The following is a 17,474-nucleotide window of genomic DNA, read 5'->3' as shown; positions in this document are numbered from 1 at the left end:
CTGTTTATGTTATGTTTTACGCTATTCACTGTGACTGTTTAGCATCGAATCCAAACTGGTGTTCGGGTTACACTGAACAATCTCTGTCGCTTGTTGTGCAGTAATATTCAATTCATGCATCAAAATGGCGCGGCGCGGGTGATAATCCACTTGCTTCAATAATGCTGCCGCAGTGTCTACATCAATCCCGCACACTTCCCCAACAATACGTTCAGCACGACGCAGTAATTTAATATTACTCGCCATCACATCGACCATTAAATTGGTATGAATTCGCCCTAAGCGTCCCATGACACAGGTGCTTAGCATGCCTAAAATCATTTTTTGTGCAGTGCCACTCTTCATGCGCGTAGAGCCAGAAAGTACTTCCGCCCCCACATCCGGCGCAATGGCATACTGCGCTAAATCACTGAGCAAACCGTGTCCACGGGTGGTTATCCCCACGGTTAATGCCCCGATTTGATTACCATATTCAATCGCCGCTAAGGTAAATGGCGTTCGTCCACTTGCCGCAATACCAATAATCACATCTTTTTCCGTTGCACCGCGTGCCCGTAGTTCTTCTACCGATGCTTCTGTTGAGTCTTCAATATTTTCAACGGCTTTCAGCATGGCTGAATGACCGCCCGCAATAATCGATTGCACCATTTCTGGCGATGTACCAAATGTTGGCGGACACTCTGCGCTGTCTAATACCGCCAGTCGACCACTGGTGCCAGCGCCCACATAAAAGATCCGCCCGCCTTGTTTTAAACGATCCGCAATCACATCCACCACATTGGCGAGCTCTGGCAATACCGACTGTAATGCCGTTGCTACCGTGCTATCAGCCTGATTGATCACCGTTAACATCGATAAGGTATCTAAGCGAGAAAACTGCAATGTGTCCTGATTAAGTTCATTGTTCAAACAATCACTAAGCGTATTTTCGGTTACTGACATGGCACACCTCAACTGAAACTATATTTCATTAAAAAATGCTATTTATGAATTTTAATTTTAATTCTAATCATTACAAGTTATTCACTTGTGATGATTTACGTGACTGGTCTCACAACAACAACATGAAAAAGTGTGAAAGAACCGGTGGCAACTTTATAAAGCGTTTAAGGCTGCCACCGGATGAGGGTTATTTGACGAGCTTACAGCTTCCGAAAGCGGAAGGGATATGGAAGTCTGGCTTCACTGAATCCGGCTTGATCCAGCTGATCCACTTACGCACTTGCTTAGGCTCACCGGCACTAAATTCGCCGCGCAGAATGGCGCACATCAAGGTTTTCTTGTCATTATCTTGCCAAAGATTCAGCTTGGTGAATTCATCCAGATCGATTTTCCCCGTTAACACATAGCCTTCAGGGGTAATTTGTCCCACCGTTTTTAGTGTTTGCCAATTCCAGCTTGGATCCACTTCTCGGTAAAAATTGGCTTTCGCGTCAAATGTACGCCCAGAAGGGTCCATTTCAGCCGTGTAATACGGTTTTAACTCAGGGCTGGTTGCAAAAAATAATTCCACACGGTCTGAATCCAATACCGCCTGATCTTTATCAGCATCTTTGCCTAGCTGGATATCTTTATCGTCAGCAATAAAGCGAAAATAAAGTGCATTATCGCTCCATAATGCACGAAAATCAGTTTTTGGTGGCGTCTCATTTTCCCACGGATACGTGAAGTCAGTGAGCACTTCAGCTTGCTCCCAAACCGCCGATTTTTGAGCATCTTCAAGGGAATTGATCTGCGCAGTATGATGAATGGGGTACTCTTTTGCTGCCACGCTGGCAGTCACTAACAAGGTTGTTGCTGCAAATAGGGTGATTAATTTCATGCCTTGCCTCACTTTATCGGTTTTATAATGTGCGAATAACATCATGGTGTTTTTTATAACGGAATCGTTATGATCATTTAAGAAATTAAATTTCATAACATATAACGAATATAGAATTAAAATTTCACCAAGAGCAAGGCATGTTCAATAAAAACCCTCACATTGTGAAGAGGCTCACTGTTTATAATTTCGTTATTCTGACCTTAAACTTAAGGCTAACTTTTCACGAATCGTATCGATAACCACTCTTATTTTTAGCGGTAGAAAGGACGTAGCGACCCACACGACAGAAATTGGGTAACGAGCACTTTGATAGTCAGATAAAATCTCAACAAGCTGTCCCGAATGTATTTTTTCTTGTGCCAGCCACTGAGGCAAATACGCAATTCCCGCCCCTTTTATTGTCGCCAACATAATTGTTTGCATATCATCCATAATCAATTTACTGGTGGGTAAATAGCGGTGCTCTTGCTGAGCTCGATCATACACTTGCCAAGGCAAAATGTGTCCGCCCTGTGTGTAGGCAATAAGCTGATGCTTTTCTAATTCGCTGAGTGCCGTCGGCGTACCGTTTGCCGTTAAATAATCGGGTGATGCACAAAAAATCATTTTATGGTGACCAATTTCATGTGCAATCAATTGGTTTGAATCAGCAAGTTGCCCCACTCGCACTGCGACATGAACCCCTTCTTGCTGTAAATCCACATTCCGGTCATTCAATAACGTTTCAATTTCCAATTTAGGGTAAAGGTTCATTAACTCAATCAGTAGCGGGATAACATATAAGTTTCCCAATAGCCTAGGCGCGGTAATGCAGACCTTCCCTTCGACATTACGCTTGCCGCTTTCCAAGAAGTTTGACGCTTCTTGCAGAGAGTTCAGCGCATGACTCGCATATTCATACAGCACCATTCCATCATCCGTTAATGCTTGCTGACGGGTGGTTCGCTGAAACAGTGCAACGCCTAGGCTATTTTCTAAACGTGAAATACTTTTACTCACTGCTGAACGAGTTACATGTAGCCGCTCAGATGCCGCGGTAAAATTTCCACTTTCAACCACAGCAATAAAAATAGGTAAACAGTTCAAATCTAACTTGTTCATATTGGTGCTCATTTGGAAACAATATAAGGAAAGAATATCACTCATTGTCAACTTATCAAGCCAGATATACTGACCACATCCTAAATTGATAAGGAACAATTCCATGAAAATTTTAGTTATCAAATCCAGTATTAACGGTGCACAATCGCAAACCAATACCTTAATTCAGCAATATCTGGATGAACGTAAAGCCCAAGGCTATCAAGACTGTGTTATCGAGCGTGATGTGGCAGAAAATCCATTACCCGTTCTTAATCAAGCCCGTTTCGCAGCATTAAGAGGCGCAGAAATTAACAATTCTGATTTAAAAAATACCACAGAGCTTTCTGACCAGCTTATTGCTGAGCTTAAAGAGAGTGATTTACTGCTCCTTGGTGCGCCAATGTACAATCTCAATGTACCAACTGAATTGAAAAATTGGTTTGATTTAGTGGTTCGTGCTAGAGAAACTTTTCGCTATACCGCAACCTACCCACTGGGGTTAGTGGAAAATGTCAAAGCGCTGGTATTTAGTGCTCGAGGCGGTATTCATTACGGGCAAGAGACCGATGCAATTACCCCTTATTTAAACTCTGTATTAGGGTTAATGGGTATTAATGATGTTCAGTTTATCTACGCAGAAGGTTTAGATATGAAACCCGAAGGTTATGAGACTGGACTCGCCAATGCTCAACAACAATTAATGCGTCTCATTCATCATTAAGTATCATAATAAAATAAATCCCCACTCTACATTATTTAATTCGTGGGGATTTTGTTTTCATTAAATTAACTATAAATACTCGCTTACAATTGTTAATTGTCAGCTAATGGACTGTATTAATTAATATTTAAATAGTTTATTTCTTTATAAAAACAGACTTCACCGCAATACAGCACACCATAAAAACCCTCATAATGAGTAACCAAAAGTGCAAAATGAAAGCAAATATTATATATTGTATCATTTTATTTCATTTCGGGATTAGTAAATAGATTTTATTTATTGATCTACGTCATTATCCAAAAAATCTTTTATTTCACTTAAGATTTAACTCATAAAAAGAGTAATTTAATAGCCAATATTCTAGGGTTTTTATTTCATTTGAATGTAACATTATATTTCATCATATTTTGAGTATTTACATCATTATTTAACCTATCTACAATTCGCCTCGTTTTGAAATCATCCAATTAAACAACTCATATTTAACCAACCTAGGTAATTAACTAATTATCAATATAATGAAACTAAATGAAAAAATAGGACGTTTTATTAGAAATGCACGGATAAGCAAAGGATTATCTGAAAAAGAATTAGCATCCTTAATATCAGTCAGTCAGCAACAAATATCAAGATATGAAAGAGGGATATCGACATTAAGCATTGAAAGTATTTTAAGACTTTTAAATGTATTAAATATCCCCTTTGATGAATTTAGTAATAAGGTAATAAAACCAGAACAAAATAGACTTTTCAATTTACTTATTGACGAGTTAGAAACTGACGGTGTAATTCATGTAGGCAATCTCAAAAATACATAAATGTATTTTTCGGAGTGCATGCTTTATTTTGAATGCAAGCACCAAAAAAGAAATAACCCCTTTTAAAATTTTATCTAATGGAAAGTAATATAATGAAATTTAAGTTAATCGCTATCGCATTGCCTATTTCTCTAGCTTTATCTGCAAATGTATTTGCAGAAGGAGAACCTAATGCTCCAGAAGAATTAGCTCCTGTGACTGTCAGTGGTGGCGTTGTTAATTTTGCGGGTACCATTGTGAATACCCCTTGCGTTATTGATAATGATGATGCTTCACAAACTGTTAATTTAGGTCAATACCGCCAAGATGGTTTTGATGGTAAAGATTCTGTATCATCACCCGTTGGCTTTGATATTAAATTAACCGGATGTGCAACTGAAACATTTAAAAATGCCTCTCTGACTTTTGATGGTAATACCATTCTTGACGAAGAAAAAATCCTTGCTCCAGTAGCATCTCAAAGTGGGCAAACAATCGCAACTGGCGTGGGCATCCAAATTTTACAAAACAATAAGTTAGTAACTGTTAATGGCTCAAAGGCAACGGATGCTATTAAGTTGAATGAAGGTGACAGCACATTACGCTTCCAAGCACAGTACATCGCATTAGCAAATGAAGTTACTGCGGGTTCTGCTAACGCATCTGCCAATTTCACGATTACTTATCAGTAATATTTCTGTCTTTGCACCCGTGTCATAGCGGGTGCGCATTATTTTATATCCGGAGTTTTTATGTTTTCGCTACCTAAAGCAAGTCATTATTATCAATGGCTGGTTTCGTTATTCTATTTTGGTTTTTCTTCTCTTTGTTTAGCTGGTGGAATTACACTTGATAGCACCCGAATTATTTACCCACAAGAAAGTAAGCAAATTACCACGGGTATTCGAAATACCTCAGACAAATCAGCTTTTCTAGTTCAAACTTGGATTGAAGATGCTAAAGGAAATAAAATAAGCGATTTTATTTCCACTCCCCCTTTATTTACTAGCGCACCAAGAAATGAAAATACTATTCGATTAGTTTATGTGGGTGAACAATTAGCGAAAGATAAAGAATCTCTATTTTATTTTAATGTAAAGGCTATTCCATCCCTTGATCGGAATGAATTAGCTGATAAGAATGCATTAATCCTTGCGGCTGTAACTCGAGTTAAACTTTTCGTTCGACCAAAAGGATTAAAGATCACACCAAAGGAAGCAGAAAACCTTATCCGATTTAGCAAGATTGATAACCAAAAAATTAAAATATCAAATCCATCACCGTATTACATGACCTTAACGGATCTTCATTCAGGAAATAATGAATTACCATCAACGATGATCGCACCATTTAGTCATATTGAGGTTAATGCACCAGCAGGGTTTGATACCAGTAAATTGACGTTCAGTTCAATCAATGATTTTGGTGGGATCACTTCACCAAAACCAGCCATTTTCAATTAAGAATTAATCTATTTTATTTCAAATGGAAATAAGGTTTTCTATGTTCGTTTCACTAAAAAAATACAAAAAAATCATCAATAACCATTTGAGACCCTCATACTTATTTATCTGCCTTTTTGTAATACCAAGCACTAACGCCCAAGAGGGAGAAAATTACTATTTTCCACCTTCTTTGATCTCTATCGATTCAGAGCATATTGCTGACTTAAGTACTTTCGTAAGCCAAGGTTCACAATTACCAGGAACCTATGACGTTGATGTTTTATTGAATGGCAATCTCAAATACAGAAGAAATATTACCTTTGTCAAAGCACAAGATTGCCAAAAGCAAGATGACCAATTACCTAAATTCGTAGCAGACCAAACAGGGTTAATCCCACTGTTAACGCCGCAGGAACTGGCTGAGCTGGGAGTCAATATTGATAGCCTTCCATTGCTACAATCGGACAACCATCAATGTATTCCTCTGGCGCAATTAATTCCTAATGCGAGCACTGAATTTGATTTTCCGAAAATGAAATTGAATATCAGTATTCCTCAAATAGCATTAAATAATTTAGCCAAAGATGAAATCCCAACAAACCAATGGGATGAAGGAATTAATGCATTATTTACCAGCTATACATTAGGTGTCACTGATAACCAATATCAGCACGATTTCAGTAAAAATATCTATTTGAATCTAAGAAATGGCGTCAATTTAGGGAGCTGGAGATACCGTGATAACCGGACATGGACCAGCTATAAAAGCAAACATAATCAAGAAAATAACTGGCAACATCTCAACAGCTATGTCGAGCGAGGGATCATCCCTTGGCGAAGCCGTTTAGTATTAGGCGACAGTTCAACTAATAATACCGTTTTCGATTCACTGGCTTTTCGAGGCGCACAATTGCGAACGGACGAAAGTATGTACCCTTCTAGTCAACAAGGGTTTTCGCCGATTATCCGCGGCGTAGCAAACAGTAATGCGACCATTGAAATTCGCCAAAATGATTATTTAATTTACCAAGCTAATGTCGCGCCTGGTGAGTTCGCCATTACCGACTTAAACGCCATGAGTTCGAGTGGTGACTTGCAAGTCAGTATTCTTGAAGCTAACGGCGATATTCAATCATTTATCGTGCCCTATTCCTCTGTTCCGCTGTTATTACGAGAAGGTCGAATGAGTTATAGCCTGACCGCCGGTGAGCTTCGCTCGGATAACAGCAATTATGATACGACTCAATTTGGAGAAACGACGCTTATCTGGGGAGCATCGTCATTAACAACGCTGTATGGCGGCGTTCAATATGCTAAAAACTATCTGGCAGGAGCAGTTGGTACCGGCTTTAACTTAGGGACATGGGGGGCATTTTCAGCAGATATCACCCATGCCAATAGCCAATTAACCGATGGGAGTCGCTATCAAGGACAGTCACTGCGTTTTCTATACGCACGAGCCTTCCCTGAAACCGGCACTAACCTTCAACTCACTGGGTATCGCTACTCAACCCGAGGCTACTATACCCTGCAAGAAACATCGTTAAACCGGATGTCTGGCTGGCTATCACAAAATGAAACCCTTGATACCAATGGGGAACTGAAAACCAACCATACCGACTATTTTAATCTTTACGATAATAAGCGTGAAAGAATACAGACCAATATCTCACAAAAGATAACAGGGGTTGGTTCTATTTATTTAACCGGTGTCCGCCAGAGTTTTTGGGAGCGAAATGGCAGTTCGGTGTCCATACAATCAGGGTTGAGTAGCCAGATTGGCGATATTAATTACACGCTCTCATATGGATTAAATAAAAATGTTGATCAATACGATGTAAAAACAACGGATAGGAATATTTTCTTAACGGTATCCATCCCGTTACAGAAATGGTTACCTCAAGGAGCGCCGTCAATGTATGCCTCTTATAGTGTTAACCACGATAACCAAGGAGAGTTAGTCCAGCAGACCAGCTTAAGCGGAAATTTACTGGCTCAACAAAACCTGAATTGGAACGTTGCTCAAGGGTATTCATCGAGTAATGGGAATGACGGGAATATCAACTTAGCCTACCAAGGCGGCTATGGAAATACTCAAGCCGGTTATAGCTACGGTCAAGATTACCGTAAAGTTTCAACGGGTATTTCTGGTGCAGTGACCCTGCACTCTGACGGCATCATTTTTAGTCAACCCCTTGGTGAGACCAACATTCTGATTTCGGCACCGGGAGCGAGCGATATTCCCGTCGAACATACCAGTGGTGTGAAAACAGATTGGCTCGGTTACACCATCAAGCCTTACGCAACGCCATATCGTTTAAATCGTGTTGCCCTAGATAGCAGCGAATTAGATGAACAAACAGAAATTGAAAACAGCGTTCTTACGACGGTGCCGACTCGTGGCGCTATCGTCAAAGCAAACTTTGTGACTCGCCAAGGTGCTCGCGCACTGGTTCACATCGTAAAAAATGGCAAAAACTTGCCTTTCGGCACCTTGGTCTCGATTGGGCACCAAACGGCAATTGTGAATGATGATGGACAGGTTTATTTATCTGGGCTCGAATCCTCTGGCGAATTAACAGCCAAATGGGGATATGACGATGAAAATCAGTGCCAAGCCATATATTCGTTACCTGAAAATGCAGATCTGCAATCATTAATTCGATTCGATGTTAATTGCCAATAATCATTGGTCAATAACAAAACTATTTTAATTCTTTATTTAAATAACAGGCTTAATATGAATTTAATTATCAATAAACTCGTGAAATTAATTTTGGTCATCACCTGTGTTAGTGGTGCAAATATCAACTTAGCCAGCGCGGAAAGTGCAAGTGCGTTAGTTAAAATAAAAGCGACTGTTTTGGCAGGCTGCTCACTTGATGCACCCGATACCGTTTCTTTAGATAAAATTCCGAGTTCTGCATTCAATGGTAAAACAACCGGAGATGACCTAGATACTTATTCTAAAATATTTACTTTGACCGCCACCTGTTCAGGCACTAACAAATATAAATACACCTTCAAAGCAAATGAAGCAGATGGTTCCTGTATTAAAACAGATGCTGACTTTATGCGCTATTGCTTAAAATTCAATGACGATTACCTTGATTTATCGTCTACCACAGCCACCTTGGAAAGAGATAGCTCCAAAGATGGGGGTAAGACTGAAATCACTGTCGTTCCGCAGGTGTCCTCTACTTCAAGTACCCCTGTTGGTGACGTTAATGGACAGATTACTGTCACTATCGAGCCGATGTAAATTGCGAATTAACCAGTAAGGTCAACAACATTGCGCCAGTTATTTATTTTTATTGTTTCATTGTTTCCGCTGTCTGTTTATGCGGAAACAACATTTATTCTAAAAGAAATTAAAGATGTATATATTGAAGAAATTACGTCCGCAAATAGAAGTACATTGTTTAGATTTGAGGTAGATTACAGCAATCCCGACGGCACATCAGGTCCATTACGATCTGCATGCTGGCCAAGCTTAGAGGAAATGAAAACCGCTTTCTATAGTCATGGATTAGGGGTCTATGCAGAAACCTTTAATGATGGAAAAATTAGACTCAATGGGAGTGGTACAGTACTCAATTATTTTGGGGGGGATAATTCAATTAATGGACTTACATATGTCACGAGCCTGTCAGGATTTAATGATGAAACTTGGGTTTTATACTGTAGCATAGTGACAAATAATTATAGCGGAGGACAGATACTGTTTAGACCGACAACTCTCACCTATACGATTGTTAATTTACATGCATCAAGTATGGCGTATCCTCATATCAGCGCACCGGCTGTCATTGATTTAAAAACTTGTTCACCCGGTGACAACCTGAAGGCTGCTATTCCGTTAACTGTGGGTTTTGTGGGATATATGGGACAAAGTAAAAAAATGGATTTAACCGTAAGATCTCATGATTTACCTGATGATTTTGATATTGTTCTTGATAACCAAAGTATTCTCAATAAACCGCCCCAAGTCATTCAAATGCCAGCAGGGCAAAAAGAGAAACAGATTGAAACTCACTTACAAGGAAAATGCCCAAGTCAAGCAGGAGAATATATTTGGAATGCAGAATATATTACGACTATTCAGTAAGCTTGATTTCGCATTTTATTAGTCACTCTTTAATATAAAAAAATCCGCCTAATGGCGGATTTACAATCAAGATGAATGTAGAAAAGAATAAATAAAGAAAAGTTCTTAATAAGATTAAATTCTAACTTGTTTTATCAAAATAACTTTCAATATCCTTGTGAGTATCACTTAACTTCACATTTGGGATTTCACCATGATAATCATTATTCAGCAGGAACCTTAACTCACTAAAAAAGTCTCCAAAATCAAAATCTAAAATAAAAAGAATACTTAATAATGTATCAACAGAAATGCGGCATTTCCCACATTCATATCGTGAATAGTGCTGCTGTGAAATACCTAACTGACTAGCCACCTTAGAGCCCGAGAAACCTTTCTTTTTACGAATTCGTTTCAGCTCTTTGCCGATTATTACGGAGTAAACATGATTTTCGGGTTTACTATCTTCATCTACGCTCTTCATATTTTATATATCTCCCTGTACTGGAACGATTAATTAAAAATTTAATTCTCGGTCCTACCGATAGATAAAGTTATCCATTATGAGTGACTTTTATAGTGTCATTATTTTGAGTTTTAAAACCGTAACGGCTTAACGGTGAAATCACTAACTCCTGTACTGTGTTTTTCACATTAATAGTTTTGCTTTCATTCGGTCTTAAATAAAATTGATCAATGGTATAAGCGTCATTGCTCGGTAATGTCGTGACTGAAGGTGATAAACGAACAACTTGATCCCCTGTATTCGTCAACGTCAGTTGATTATTTTTTTGATTAACAGCGATATTTTTCCAAGGTGTTTGGCTTAATACCCCATTAGCTGGCGTAATCAGCATGGCCACATCTTGGCGAATAGGCATTTTTGCAGAGTTTTGCTTAACGGCACCGACACCTTGGAAAGAAACACGCAAAATCTGTTCTTGTTTTAAATCTAACCCTTTCTTTAAAACAAAATTTATTTGCTGGCTTTCATTTGGTTCAATTCTAACAATAGGCGGAGATACCATAATATCTTTAGCCATAGGCTGAGAACCTTCTAAATCAGAGACTTTTGTTGATAATAAGATAGGCTCTTTCGATGTGTTTTTTACACTAAATACTTTGCGCTCTTCACCAGCATCTAAAATAACAGTCATTGTTTCTAATTGGAAACTCGCTTTTGCAGGTACGCTCATTAAGCCTATTAAACTTAAAAATGCGATATAAATTAACTTTTTCATTGAAACCTCAAACTTGTATTCAAATAATATTAAGATTATTGGCAGATAGCATCTGCCTCTTCATAAAGTGATTCAGCGGAAAAAAATTCCGGTACGTTATATTTAATAATGCAATCATCAGAGTTAGGTGAGCGCAAAATAATGTCATCGCCAATTTGCTCATTACTAAGTAATAAATTACCTTCCCCCATAATGACACCCATATAATCACCTTTTTTATTGAGCACACTGGCACCAAATGGAACGTCATTGCCATTGGCCATTTTGATGCTCAACAATAATTGCCGCATTGTGGTTGCCTGAATGCGTTTCGTCATGACAGTCCCTCTCGCCGCAGCAACATCAAACGACGTTGTATCCAAGCGCACATTCAGAGGCAGTTTCTCCGTATTTAGCTGCACGGTAGACTTTTGGTTCTTTGGTAACGATGAAATCGCTGCCGTTCCAAAATGATTCGTTATCGTGGTGCCACTGCCCATCGTGTTGACTCTAACCCCTGGCGCATCCGGTACATACACGATGCCAAAGGTGTCTCCTAAAGGTACGGATGACGTTGCAAATAACCCATCGGAATACGCCATGCCGCCTGATGCAGAGACAGTGACTGAGTGCGTATTATTCTGGGACATCGAACCGCTCAGCGAAATATTGCTATACGCATTGGCATTATTAATACTGCCATTCACGACACTCGTGCCATCATTACGACCAGCCCCAACGGAATACCTTAAATTATCGCTGACTTGCTGATTGTAATTTGCCATTACCATGGTTTTATCTTGGTAATATTGGCTCTGCATACTCATGCTTTTTTTCTTACCTAACGGCATCGATGCATTAATAAAAATTCGGCTATCTCGATCATCACCCGTTTGGTAATTCACATTCAACGATATATCTGCAACTTTTCGGCTATAGCCCGCTGAATAAAAAACGGTATCAGATTTATCGCCATAAAAATGATTATGGTTTACGTTAGCGCTAAAGCGCCCCCATGTAACATCACCCCAACTTGCAAATAACGAAGAGGTAGTTTGTAATTCTCCACTAAACCATCTATTCGTATTTTCTTGCTCATCCTGAGCGGGTTGCTTTTTTAATAATGAACTATCCAAGGTTGGAAATTTATTCGTACGATATAAAACAGATGCCCCGAATGTCATTTTCTCAAATGCAATATTGCTATTGAAATCGATCTGCTCCCCGCGCTTTTCATTATTTCTCGCACTTTGAACGCCAATCCCCGTAGAAATCGGTGTTGAAAAATCAAAATAAGAGTTAAGTCGTCCACTCACCGCTTGAAATTGATTTGAATAAAGTACGCCTGCCCCATAATTTGACATGCCATATTGCTGGCTGATTTCTGCACTACCAATAATGGGTTTATCCGTTTGCAAATCACTTTGGCTACGATAACGCCCCACTGAAAATTGATAGCTCATGGGTGAAACCGCAGTTTGCTGGTTGGCCGTCACCACCTGAAACTGCTGTTTTTCACCATTATCTTGGAAAACCGTGACATCCAAAGGCGAACCAATCACCACATTATTAATGCGATTTAACTCAAAAGGTCCTGCTGGTACCATCGTTCGATATAGCAGCCGCCCATTTTGCTGAACTTCAACAGTTGATGGTGTACTTGCAAAACCAGTCACCGGAACAACTAAAATATTCGAGCCTTGCAAAGAGCTATCTGAGTAAAGTTGCACACCATCAAGCGGTGTTCCCCCAAAAAAGGCACCTTGCGTATTAAGCTGCCCAATATCTAATAAAGACTGCAAGGGTTCGATGCTTTTTGACAGTACAGTTTCATTAAATTGATATTGTGATTTTGAATCTCCAGCGGAGAGGCTACTGTTATTTCGTAAAACCCAATTATTCCAGTTAATACCCGTTTCAAACTCTCCTTGATAGAAACGCTGACTGTAATTACCGTTAATATGCATCCCATATAACTGATAGTTACTGACAACACCAAAACCACCGTACGTTAACTCATTGCCTTGTAGTTTTGGGTCTAAATTCTCTTCGGCAACCACCATATCAATTTGGTAGGAGCTAGGATGTAATGCAATTTTTGCCTCAGGATAAATTTGTTCGAATGTATTACATCCGTCAGTTAAGTTAACTTTTTTTAATCTTAACTTACTCATTAACCCGTCAGTCAGGCAAAGCTCACCGTTTTCATTGATTTCAATATTCGCAGTATATTCATTACTGCCATTTAATTTTATGGTGACATCATGATTTCCGGGTAAAAACTGATTACCCTTCATAAAGAATTCAGCGACCTCTGCCCCATACCCTAGTGATTTTAAAGAGTCGATATCAAAATTAATTGACGATCCTGTGTTACTCTTTATTGATTCAGATGCATCGGAATTATTTACATGCAGTACGACAAAAATTAAAAATAGATGGCAATAAGAAAATTTATTTTTCTTATTCATTATTATTTTTATTTCCAATATAAACTACTAAGAATTAAAACTATATTCCAAATGAAAATATAATATCTGCACTGCCATCTAATTCCACAGCCTCAATAATTGGACCATTGGTTTCTTTAAGGCTGTTTAATATAGGCTTAACGGCTATATTAACGGTGAAATTTTTCCCACTGGATAATACGTTTTCATTTGTAAACCATGCATATTTTTTCCCTTTTAATACCGCTCCTTGAATGCGTTGAAATGGACCTGCACCTTCCACCACACCGATTCCAACCGATTGACCATCCACTTTTGGTTGGTTAAGTATCAGCTGGTAATTCCCTAATCGTCCCTGGTTATTCACCTTCCCTAACCCAAAGTAATCTTCATTTCCCAATTGTGATGAATCACTTCGGTTATCCGAGAACTGAACAAGCAATTGAGTTGGTGTATTACACGACACTTGCCATGTTTTGGTAATCTCGGGTATTTCCGTTGCGTTAATCGCATTAAACTGGCGAGCATGCAATTGATTAAATTGATATTGCCCGCCATCAGGGATGGCGATTTCACACGTAGGGGGTGACTCAACCTGTTCAATAATATTTCTATTTTGAAAAGTATGCGAATAAACTGCTTCACTAAAAAACAGACTACAATATGCAAATAGTAATGTAGCTTTAGTTACTGGAGTGACAAATAAACGCATATATTCCCCAAGAAATACATCTCATTAGAATTTAATTAAATACCAAAGTTAAAAGCCAGCACAGCCTCTGCTTGATAATCGACATTAGACGTCAAATCGATACCCGCTGCTGTTAATTGGTTAATAGAGTTAATATAAACACCGCTGGTTTCAAAATCTGCAGAAAATACTTTTCCTGCTGTTAATTTATTAGCGAATATTGTTGAACTCTTTGTACCAAAACCATTAAGTATTTTTTTGGTCATGACAGTGTTATTTGCTGTAACGCCATCACTTGCAACAAAAGCAGTTTTAGAATCAATGGTGACATTGGAAACAGCAAACATCACTGCACCGACTGATTTATCTGCATTATCCGAATGCACTATGAAAAAATAGTTATCCGCAGATGACGTTGGCCATGGCGTACTTTGATACGTATCCGTTGCACGATAGGTTAAATATGTCTCCGCATCACAAGTCACAGTGACATTCTTTTTAACCGGTGATTGTAATACCGTATAGGATGTTTGACTCAAATATCTTGGCGATGTTTTTGCTAATTCAAAAATAACATCTGACTGTTCATTTCCATTAATTAAACAGGTTGGCATTGCAACTTTGCCGGATACTTTTATATTTGCAGTTGTATTGGCAAATACAGCTGGAGATATTAACACTGTCGATAATATTAATGGTGTTATTTTTTTAATCATAGTTCCGTTCCATAATGAATAGATATAAATTTATATCTATTCATTTCAATCAAAAAATTAGAGAGAGAAAGCAAAGGCTAATGTAGCATGACCATCTAATTCAGCATCACCCGAACTTGTTTTCAATTCGGAACTCAGAGTTGGTTTTACATCAAAGTCTGCTGCAAAAATTTGCCCTGCTTTTAATGTGCTTGCAGCTGTTGCCCACGCCATTTTTTTCGTTTTATCAATATACATTGTTGTGGCATATGTTGCTCCATTCGAAATACCGACAGTTTGAGCAGCACTTGAAGAATCCGCTTTAACTGTTGCATTCTTCATATTGATTGTATAGAAACCAACTTTTTTATCGGTATCAAACAGACCTAAACCAAAGTTATATACACCCGCAGTTAATACAGAACTCGCACGGTTATCAGTAGAGGAGAAAGTTAAATAAGTTGCTGCATCACAAATCACTTCAATGCTATTTGTTTTTGCATCAAGTCCTAAATTACCAGAAACAGGGAACATTCCAGGTGACACATCAAATACATATTCTAAGTCAACTTCATTCTGCCCTTTAATAGTACAAGTTGGTGGCGTAATTGAACCTGATACTTTTAAATTAGCCACGGGTGCCGCTGCTAATGTCGCGCTTGAAACAGAAATTAAAGATAATGCAATTACGGTTCTCTTAAACATGAAATAAATCCTATAAAATAAAAATAATATTTAAACGAATAAAACCCCTCCTATTGGAATTTTAAAATTAAAATTCAAACAAGAATGTTTTAGATATTTAGTTGGTTTTATTTATTTTCAATATCGATTTAATGCTAACAAACTCCATCAGCCTAATTAACTCGATGGAGCCATTATAAGCATATATTTTTAAGATTTGAATTAGGCTAAATAAAGCAAGTTATTTAATTTTGCCTTATTACAAAGTATTTCAGTATGTTTCATCATAGAAAACAAGCAAGTAAACTCAATTACTCGTTTTAAGATTATCTGTTGAATATATTTAAACCTAGAATCATCATAAAAAGAATGCAAATACAGTTTTTTATATCAAATATACTTTTTATTTGTTCCTAACAGCGAAGAATTACAATTTAACACATATACAGAGTAAAAACAAAAGGTCGATAATTGACAAAAAAATATAGAGATAAATTTATTTAGTTAAAAATCAATGCCATATAGATAGACAGCCAAATAAACCATTCACACTTATACACAGTAAACCAAAGAAACTATACAAACTTGTGAAGTTATACCAAAACCATCGCCAGGTTGTTACAACAATAAAGAGTAATAATGGTACTTTTATCTAACCACCTCTTCCGATCGTCATATTTAGAGAGTCTTTATATGACTACTTCTACTTACTTCTTGTGTTTTATACTAGTAGCTGATTTTTATTTGGTGGATTATGAAGTCATTATCTTACAGTTTAATAATTTATTTTTTGACTTACGCTATAAAACAGTCATATATAATGTAAACAATAGTAAAAAATGCCTTTTATTTTTTCCGTTTCTTTCTCGCTGTCACACTCTTTTTATCTTCTCGGCTTGATGACCAAATCTCAATGTAATCCATGTTCATTAGGAAAAAGACAATACAGCTTCCTAGAACCGCCATCCAAACTAACATCGCTTTTGGAATATTATCGAAGCGGAAAATTAATAACAGCGGAATAAGCACCATCATGCTGATAAACATTGAGCTAATCATGCCCAATACTACGGGTGCGATAAATTTCTTCATCCCGATCATTCTCATCACTAGCGTGAAAACAATACAGGCAGGGATCATTCCAAACGTAGCAAACATCACGATCAACCCCGGCTCCCCTTTATTCACCAACCAATCGGTGAAACCAAACCATGAAAAAGGAATTGTGATCATGATGCAGACTCCTGTTGAACATACAGCAAGGGAATATCTTTAAAACGGAATAAGAGTGTAAAAATGAGATTCGGGAAAAGACGAATGTTGGTGTTGTATAACGTGACTGTTTGATTAAAAAATTCTCGGCGATCCGCAATTTGGTCTTCTAACCCTTTTGCTGACGTTTGTAATGCTAATAACGCCTGCTGGCTAATCAGCTTGGGGTATTTTTCTGCCAGTAAAAAAATCGGCTTTAAATGTGAGCGAAATTGGTTTGCGGAATCCACTTTAACGTCGAGCTGTTCCGTGGATAAATAGTGCTGACGACTTTGCAGTAATTCGCTAATTAAACGCTTTTCATGAGTCATTGCCCCTTCCGCTACGATTGTTAATTGTGGCATTAAATCTGCCTGTTTTTTTAGGAGCACATCAATATTGGCAAATGCTTTGTCGCAATTATTTTTCAAGAAAATAATATTGTTGTAGATCCCCACAATATAGCGAACCAAAATGGTGCCTATCACCGCGACAAAAATCCAAAAGATAATCTGATTCATA

The 17,474-nt window shown here is 38.1% G+C and carries 18 protein-coding genes; 7 read left to right on the top strand and 11 right to left on the bottom strand.

Annotated features, from left to right (window positions below):
* Positions 1 to 21 precede the first annotated feature (21 nt).
* From murQ to M5X66_RS03915, 3 genes are all read right to left on the bottom strand, one after another.
* Complete coding sequence (gene murQ, locus M5X66_RS03925) at positions 22 to 942, bottom strand: N-acetylmuramic acid 6-phosphate etherase (RefSeq protein ID WP_036954092.1); 921 nt, start codon at positions 940 to 942, stop codon at positions 22 to 24.
* Positions 943 to 1,129: 187 nt separating this feature from the next.
* Positions 1,130 to 1,822 carry a carbohydrate-binding family 9-like protein gene (locus M5X66_RS03920; protein WP_187128802.1) on the bottom strand — a complete coding sequence of 231 codons (693 nt, stop codon included), beginning with the start codon at positions 1,820 to 1,822 and terminating at the stop codon, positions 1,130 to 1,132.
* A gap of 192 nt (positions 1,823 to 2,014) precedes the next feature.
* Positions 2,015 to 2,926: a LysR family transcriptional regulator gene (locus M5X66_RS03915; protein ID WP_036954086.1), complete on the bottom strand. Its 912-nt coding sequence runs from the start codon at positions 2,924 to 2,926 to the stop codon at positions 2,015 to 2,017.
* A 103-nt stretch (positions 2,927 to 3,029) separates the two neighbouring features.
* Between M5X66_RS03915 and M5X66_RS03910 the strand changes: the two genes are divergently transcribed.
* From M5X66_RS03910 to M5X66_RS03880, 7 genes are all read left to right on the top strand, one after another.
* A complete protein-coding gene (locus tag M5X66_RS03910) occupies positions 3,030 to 3,629 on the top strand; it encodes an FMN-dependent NADH-azoreductase (RefSeq protein ID WP_270103886.1) in 600 nt (199 codons plus the stop codon).
* Positions 3,630 to 4,150: 521 nt separating this feature from the next.
* Positions 4,151 to 4,450 carry a helix-turn-helix domain-containing protein gene (locus tag M5X66_RS03905; protein ID WP_036954081.1) on the top strand — a complete coding sequence of 100 codons (300 nt, stop codon included), beginning with the start codon at positions 4,151 to 4,153 and terminating at the stop codon, positions 4,448 to 4,450.
* Between the two features lie 92 nt (positions 4,451 to 4,542).
* Positions 4,543 to 5,121 carry a fimbrial protein gene (locus M5X66_RS03900; RefSeq protein WP_154600404.1) on the top strand — a complete coding sequence of 193 codons (579 nt, stop codon included), beginning with the start codon at positions 4,543 to 4,545 and terminating at the stop codon, positions 5,119 to 5,121.
* Positions 5,122 to 5,181: 60 nt separating this feature from the next.
* A complete protein-coding gene (locus M5X66_RS03895; protein WP_036954075.1) occupies positions 5,182 to 5,892 on the top strand; it encodes a fimbria/pilus periplasmic chaperone in 711 nt (236 codons plus the stop codon).
* A gap of 40 nt (positions 5,893 to 5,932) precedes the next feature.
* Positions 5,933 to 8,560 (top strand): fimbria/pilus outer membrane usher protein, encoded by a 2,628-nt coding sequence (locus M5X66_RS03890; RefSeq protein ID WP_230083300.1) that lies wholly within the window; start codon positions 5,933 to 5,935, stop codon positions 8,558 to 8,560.
* Positions 8,561 to 8,614: 54 nt separating this feature from the next.
* Positions 8,615 to 9,136: a hypothetical protein gene (locus M5X66_RS03885; RefSeq protein WP_154609515.1), complete on the top strand. Its 522-nt coding sequence runs from the start codon at positions 8,615 to 8,617 to the stop codon at positions 9,134 to 9,136.
* Positions 9,137 to 9,166: 30 nt separating this feature from the next.
* A complete protein-coding gene (locus M5X66_RS03880) occupies positions 9,167 to 9,982 on the top strand; it encodes a hypothetical protein (protein WP_270103885.1) in 816 nt (271 codons plus the stop codon).
* A gap of 121 nt (positions 9,983 to 10,103) precedes the next feature.
* On the opposite strand, the gene M5X66_RS03875 is transcribed toward M5X66_RS03880, so the two are convergent.
* The 8 genes from M5X66_RS03875 to M5X66_RS03840 all read right to left on the bottom strand — a co-directional run bounded on the left by M5X66_RS03875 (position 10,104) and on the right by M5X66_RS03840 (position 17,473).
* Positions 10,104 to 10,445, bottom strand: coding sequence for a helix-turn-helix domain-containing protein (locus M5X66_RS03875; RefSeq protein ID WP_108479464.1), 342 nt, complete (start codon positions 10,443 to 10,445; stop codon positions 10,104 to 10,106).
* 70 nt (positions 10,446 to 10,515) lie between these two features.
* The gene (locus tag M5X66_RS03870) at positions 10,516 to 11,202 is read right to left on the bottom strand and encodes a fimbria/pilus chaperone family protein (RefSeq protein ID WP_108479465.1); all 687 of its coding nucleotides are present in this window, start codon (positions 11,200 to 11,202) and stop codon (positions 10,516 to 10,518) included.
* A 35-nt stretch (positions 11,203 to 11,237) separates the two neighbouring features.
* Entirely contained in the window at positions 11,238 to 13,652 is a 2,415-nt protein-coding gene (locus tag M5X66_RS03865) for a fimbria/pilus outer membrane usher protein (RefSeq protein ID WP_108479466.1), read from the bottom strand.
* A gap of 40 nt (positions 13,653 to 13,692) precedes the next feature.
* Complete coding sequence (locus tag M5X66_RS03860; protein WP_108479467.1) at positions 13,693 to 14,343, bottom strand: hypothetical protein; 651 nt, start codon at positions 14,341 to 14,343, stop codon at positions 13,693 to 13,695.
* Positions 14,344 to 14,378: 35 nt separating this feature from the next.
* The gene (locus M5X66_RS03855) at positions 14,379 to 15,038 is read right to left on the bottom strand and encodes a fimbrial protein (RefSeq protein ID WP_108479468.1); all 660 of its coding nucleotides are present in this window, start codon (positions 15,036 to 15,038) and stop codon (positions 14,379 to 14,381) included.
* Positions 15,039 to 15,095: 57 nt separating this feature from the next.
* Positions 15,096 to 15,722, bottom strand: coding sequence for a fimbrial protein (locus tag M5X66_RS03850; protein WP_108479469.1), 627 nt, complete (start codon positions 15,720 to 15,722; stop codon positions 15,096 to 15,098).
* Positions 15,723 to 16,547: 825 nt separating this feature from the next.
* Positions 16,548 to 16,934, bottom strand: a complete 387-nt coding sequence (locus M5X66_RS18655) for a hypothetical protein (protein ID WP_108479470.1) — start codon at positions 16,932 to 16,934, stop codon at positions 16,548 to 16,550.
* Positions 16,931 to 17,473: a LemA family protein gene (locus M5X66_RS03840; protein ID WP_036954057.1), complete on the bottom strand. Its 543-nt coding sequence runs from the start codon at positions 17,471 to 17,473 to the stop codon at positions 16,931 to 16,933. The genes M5X66_RS18655 and M5X66_RS03840 overlap by 4 nt, the downstream gene beginning before the upstream one ends.
* Position 17,474: the final 1 nt, after the last annotated feature.

Source organism: Providencia sp. PROV188, assembly GCF_027595165.1.
In the GTDB taxonomy this organism is placed as follows: domain Bacteria; phylum Pseudomonadota; class Gammaproteobacteria; order Enterobacterales; family Enterobacteriaceae; genus Providencia; species Providencia lanzhouensis.
The sequence above is the reverse complement of the archived record's forward strand: the minus strand, read 5'-3'. Positions and strand labels throughout refer to the sequence as shown.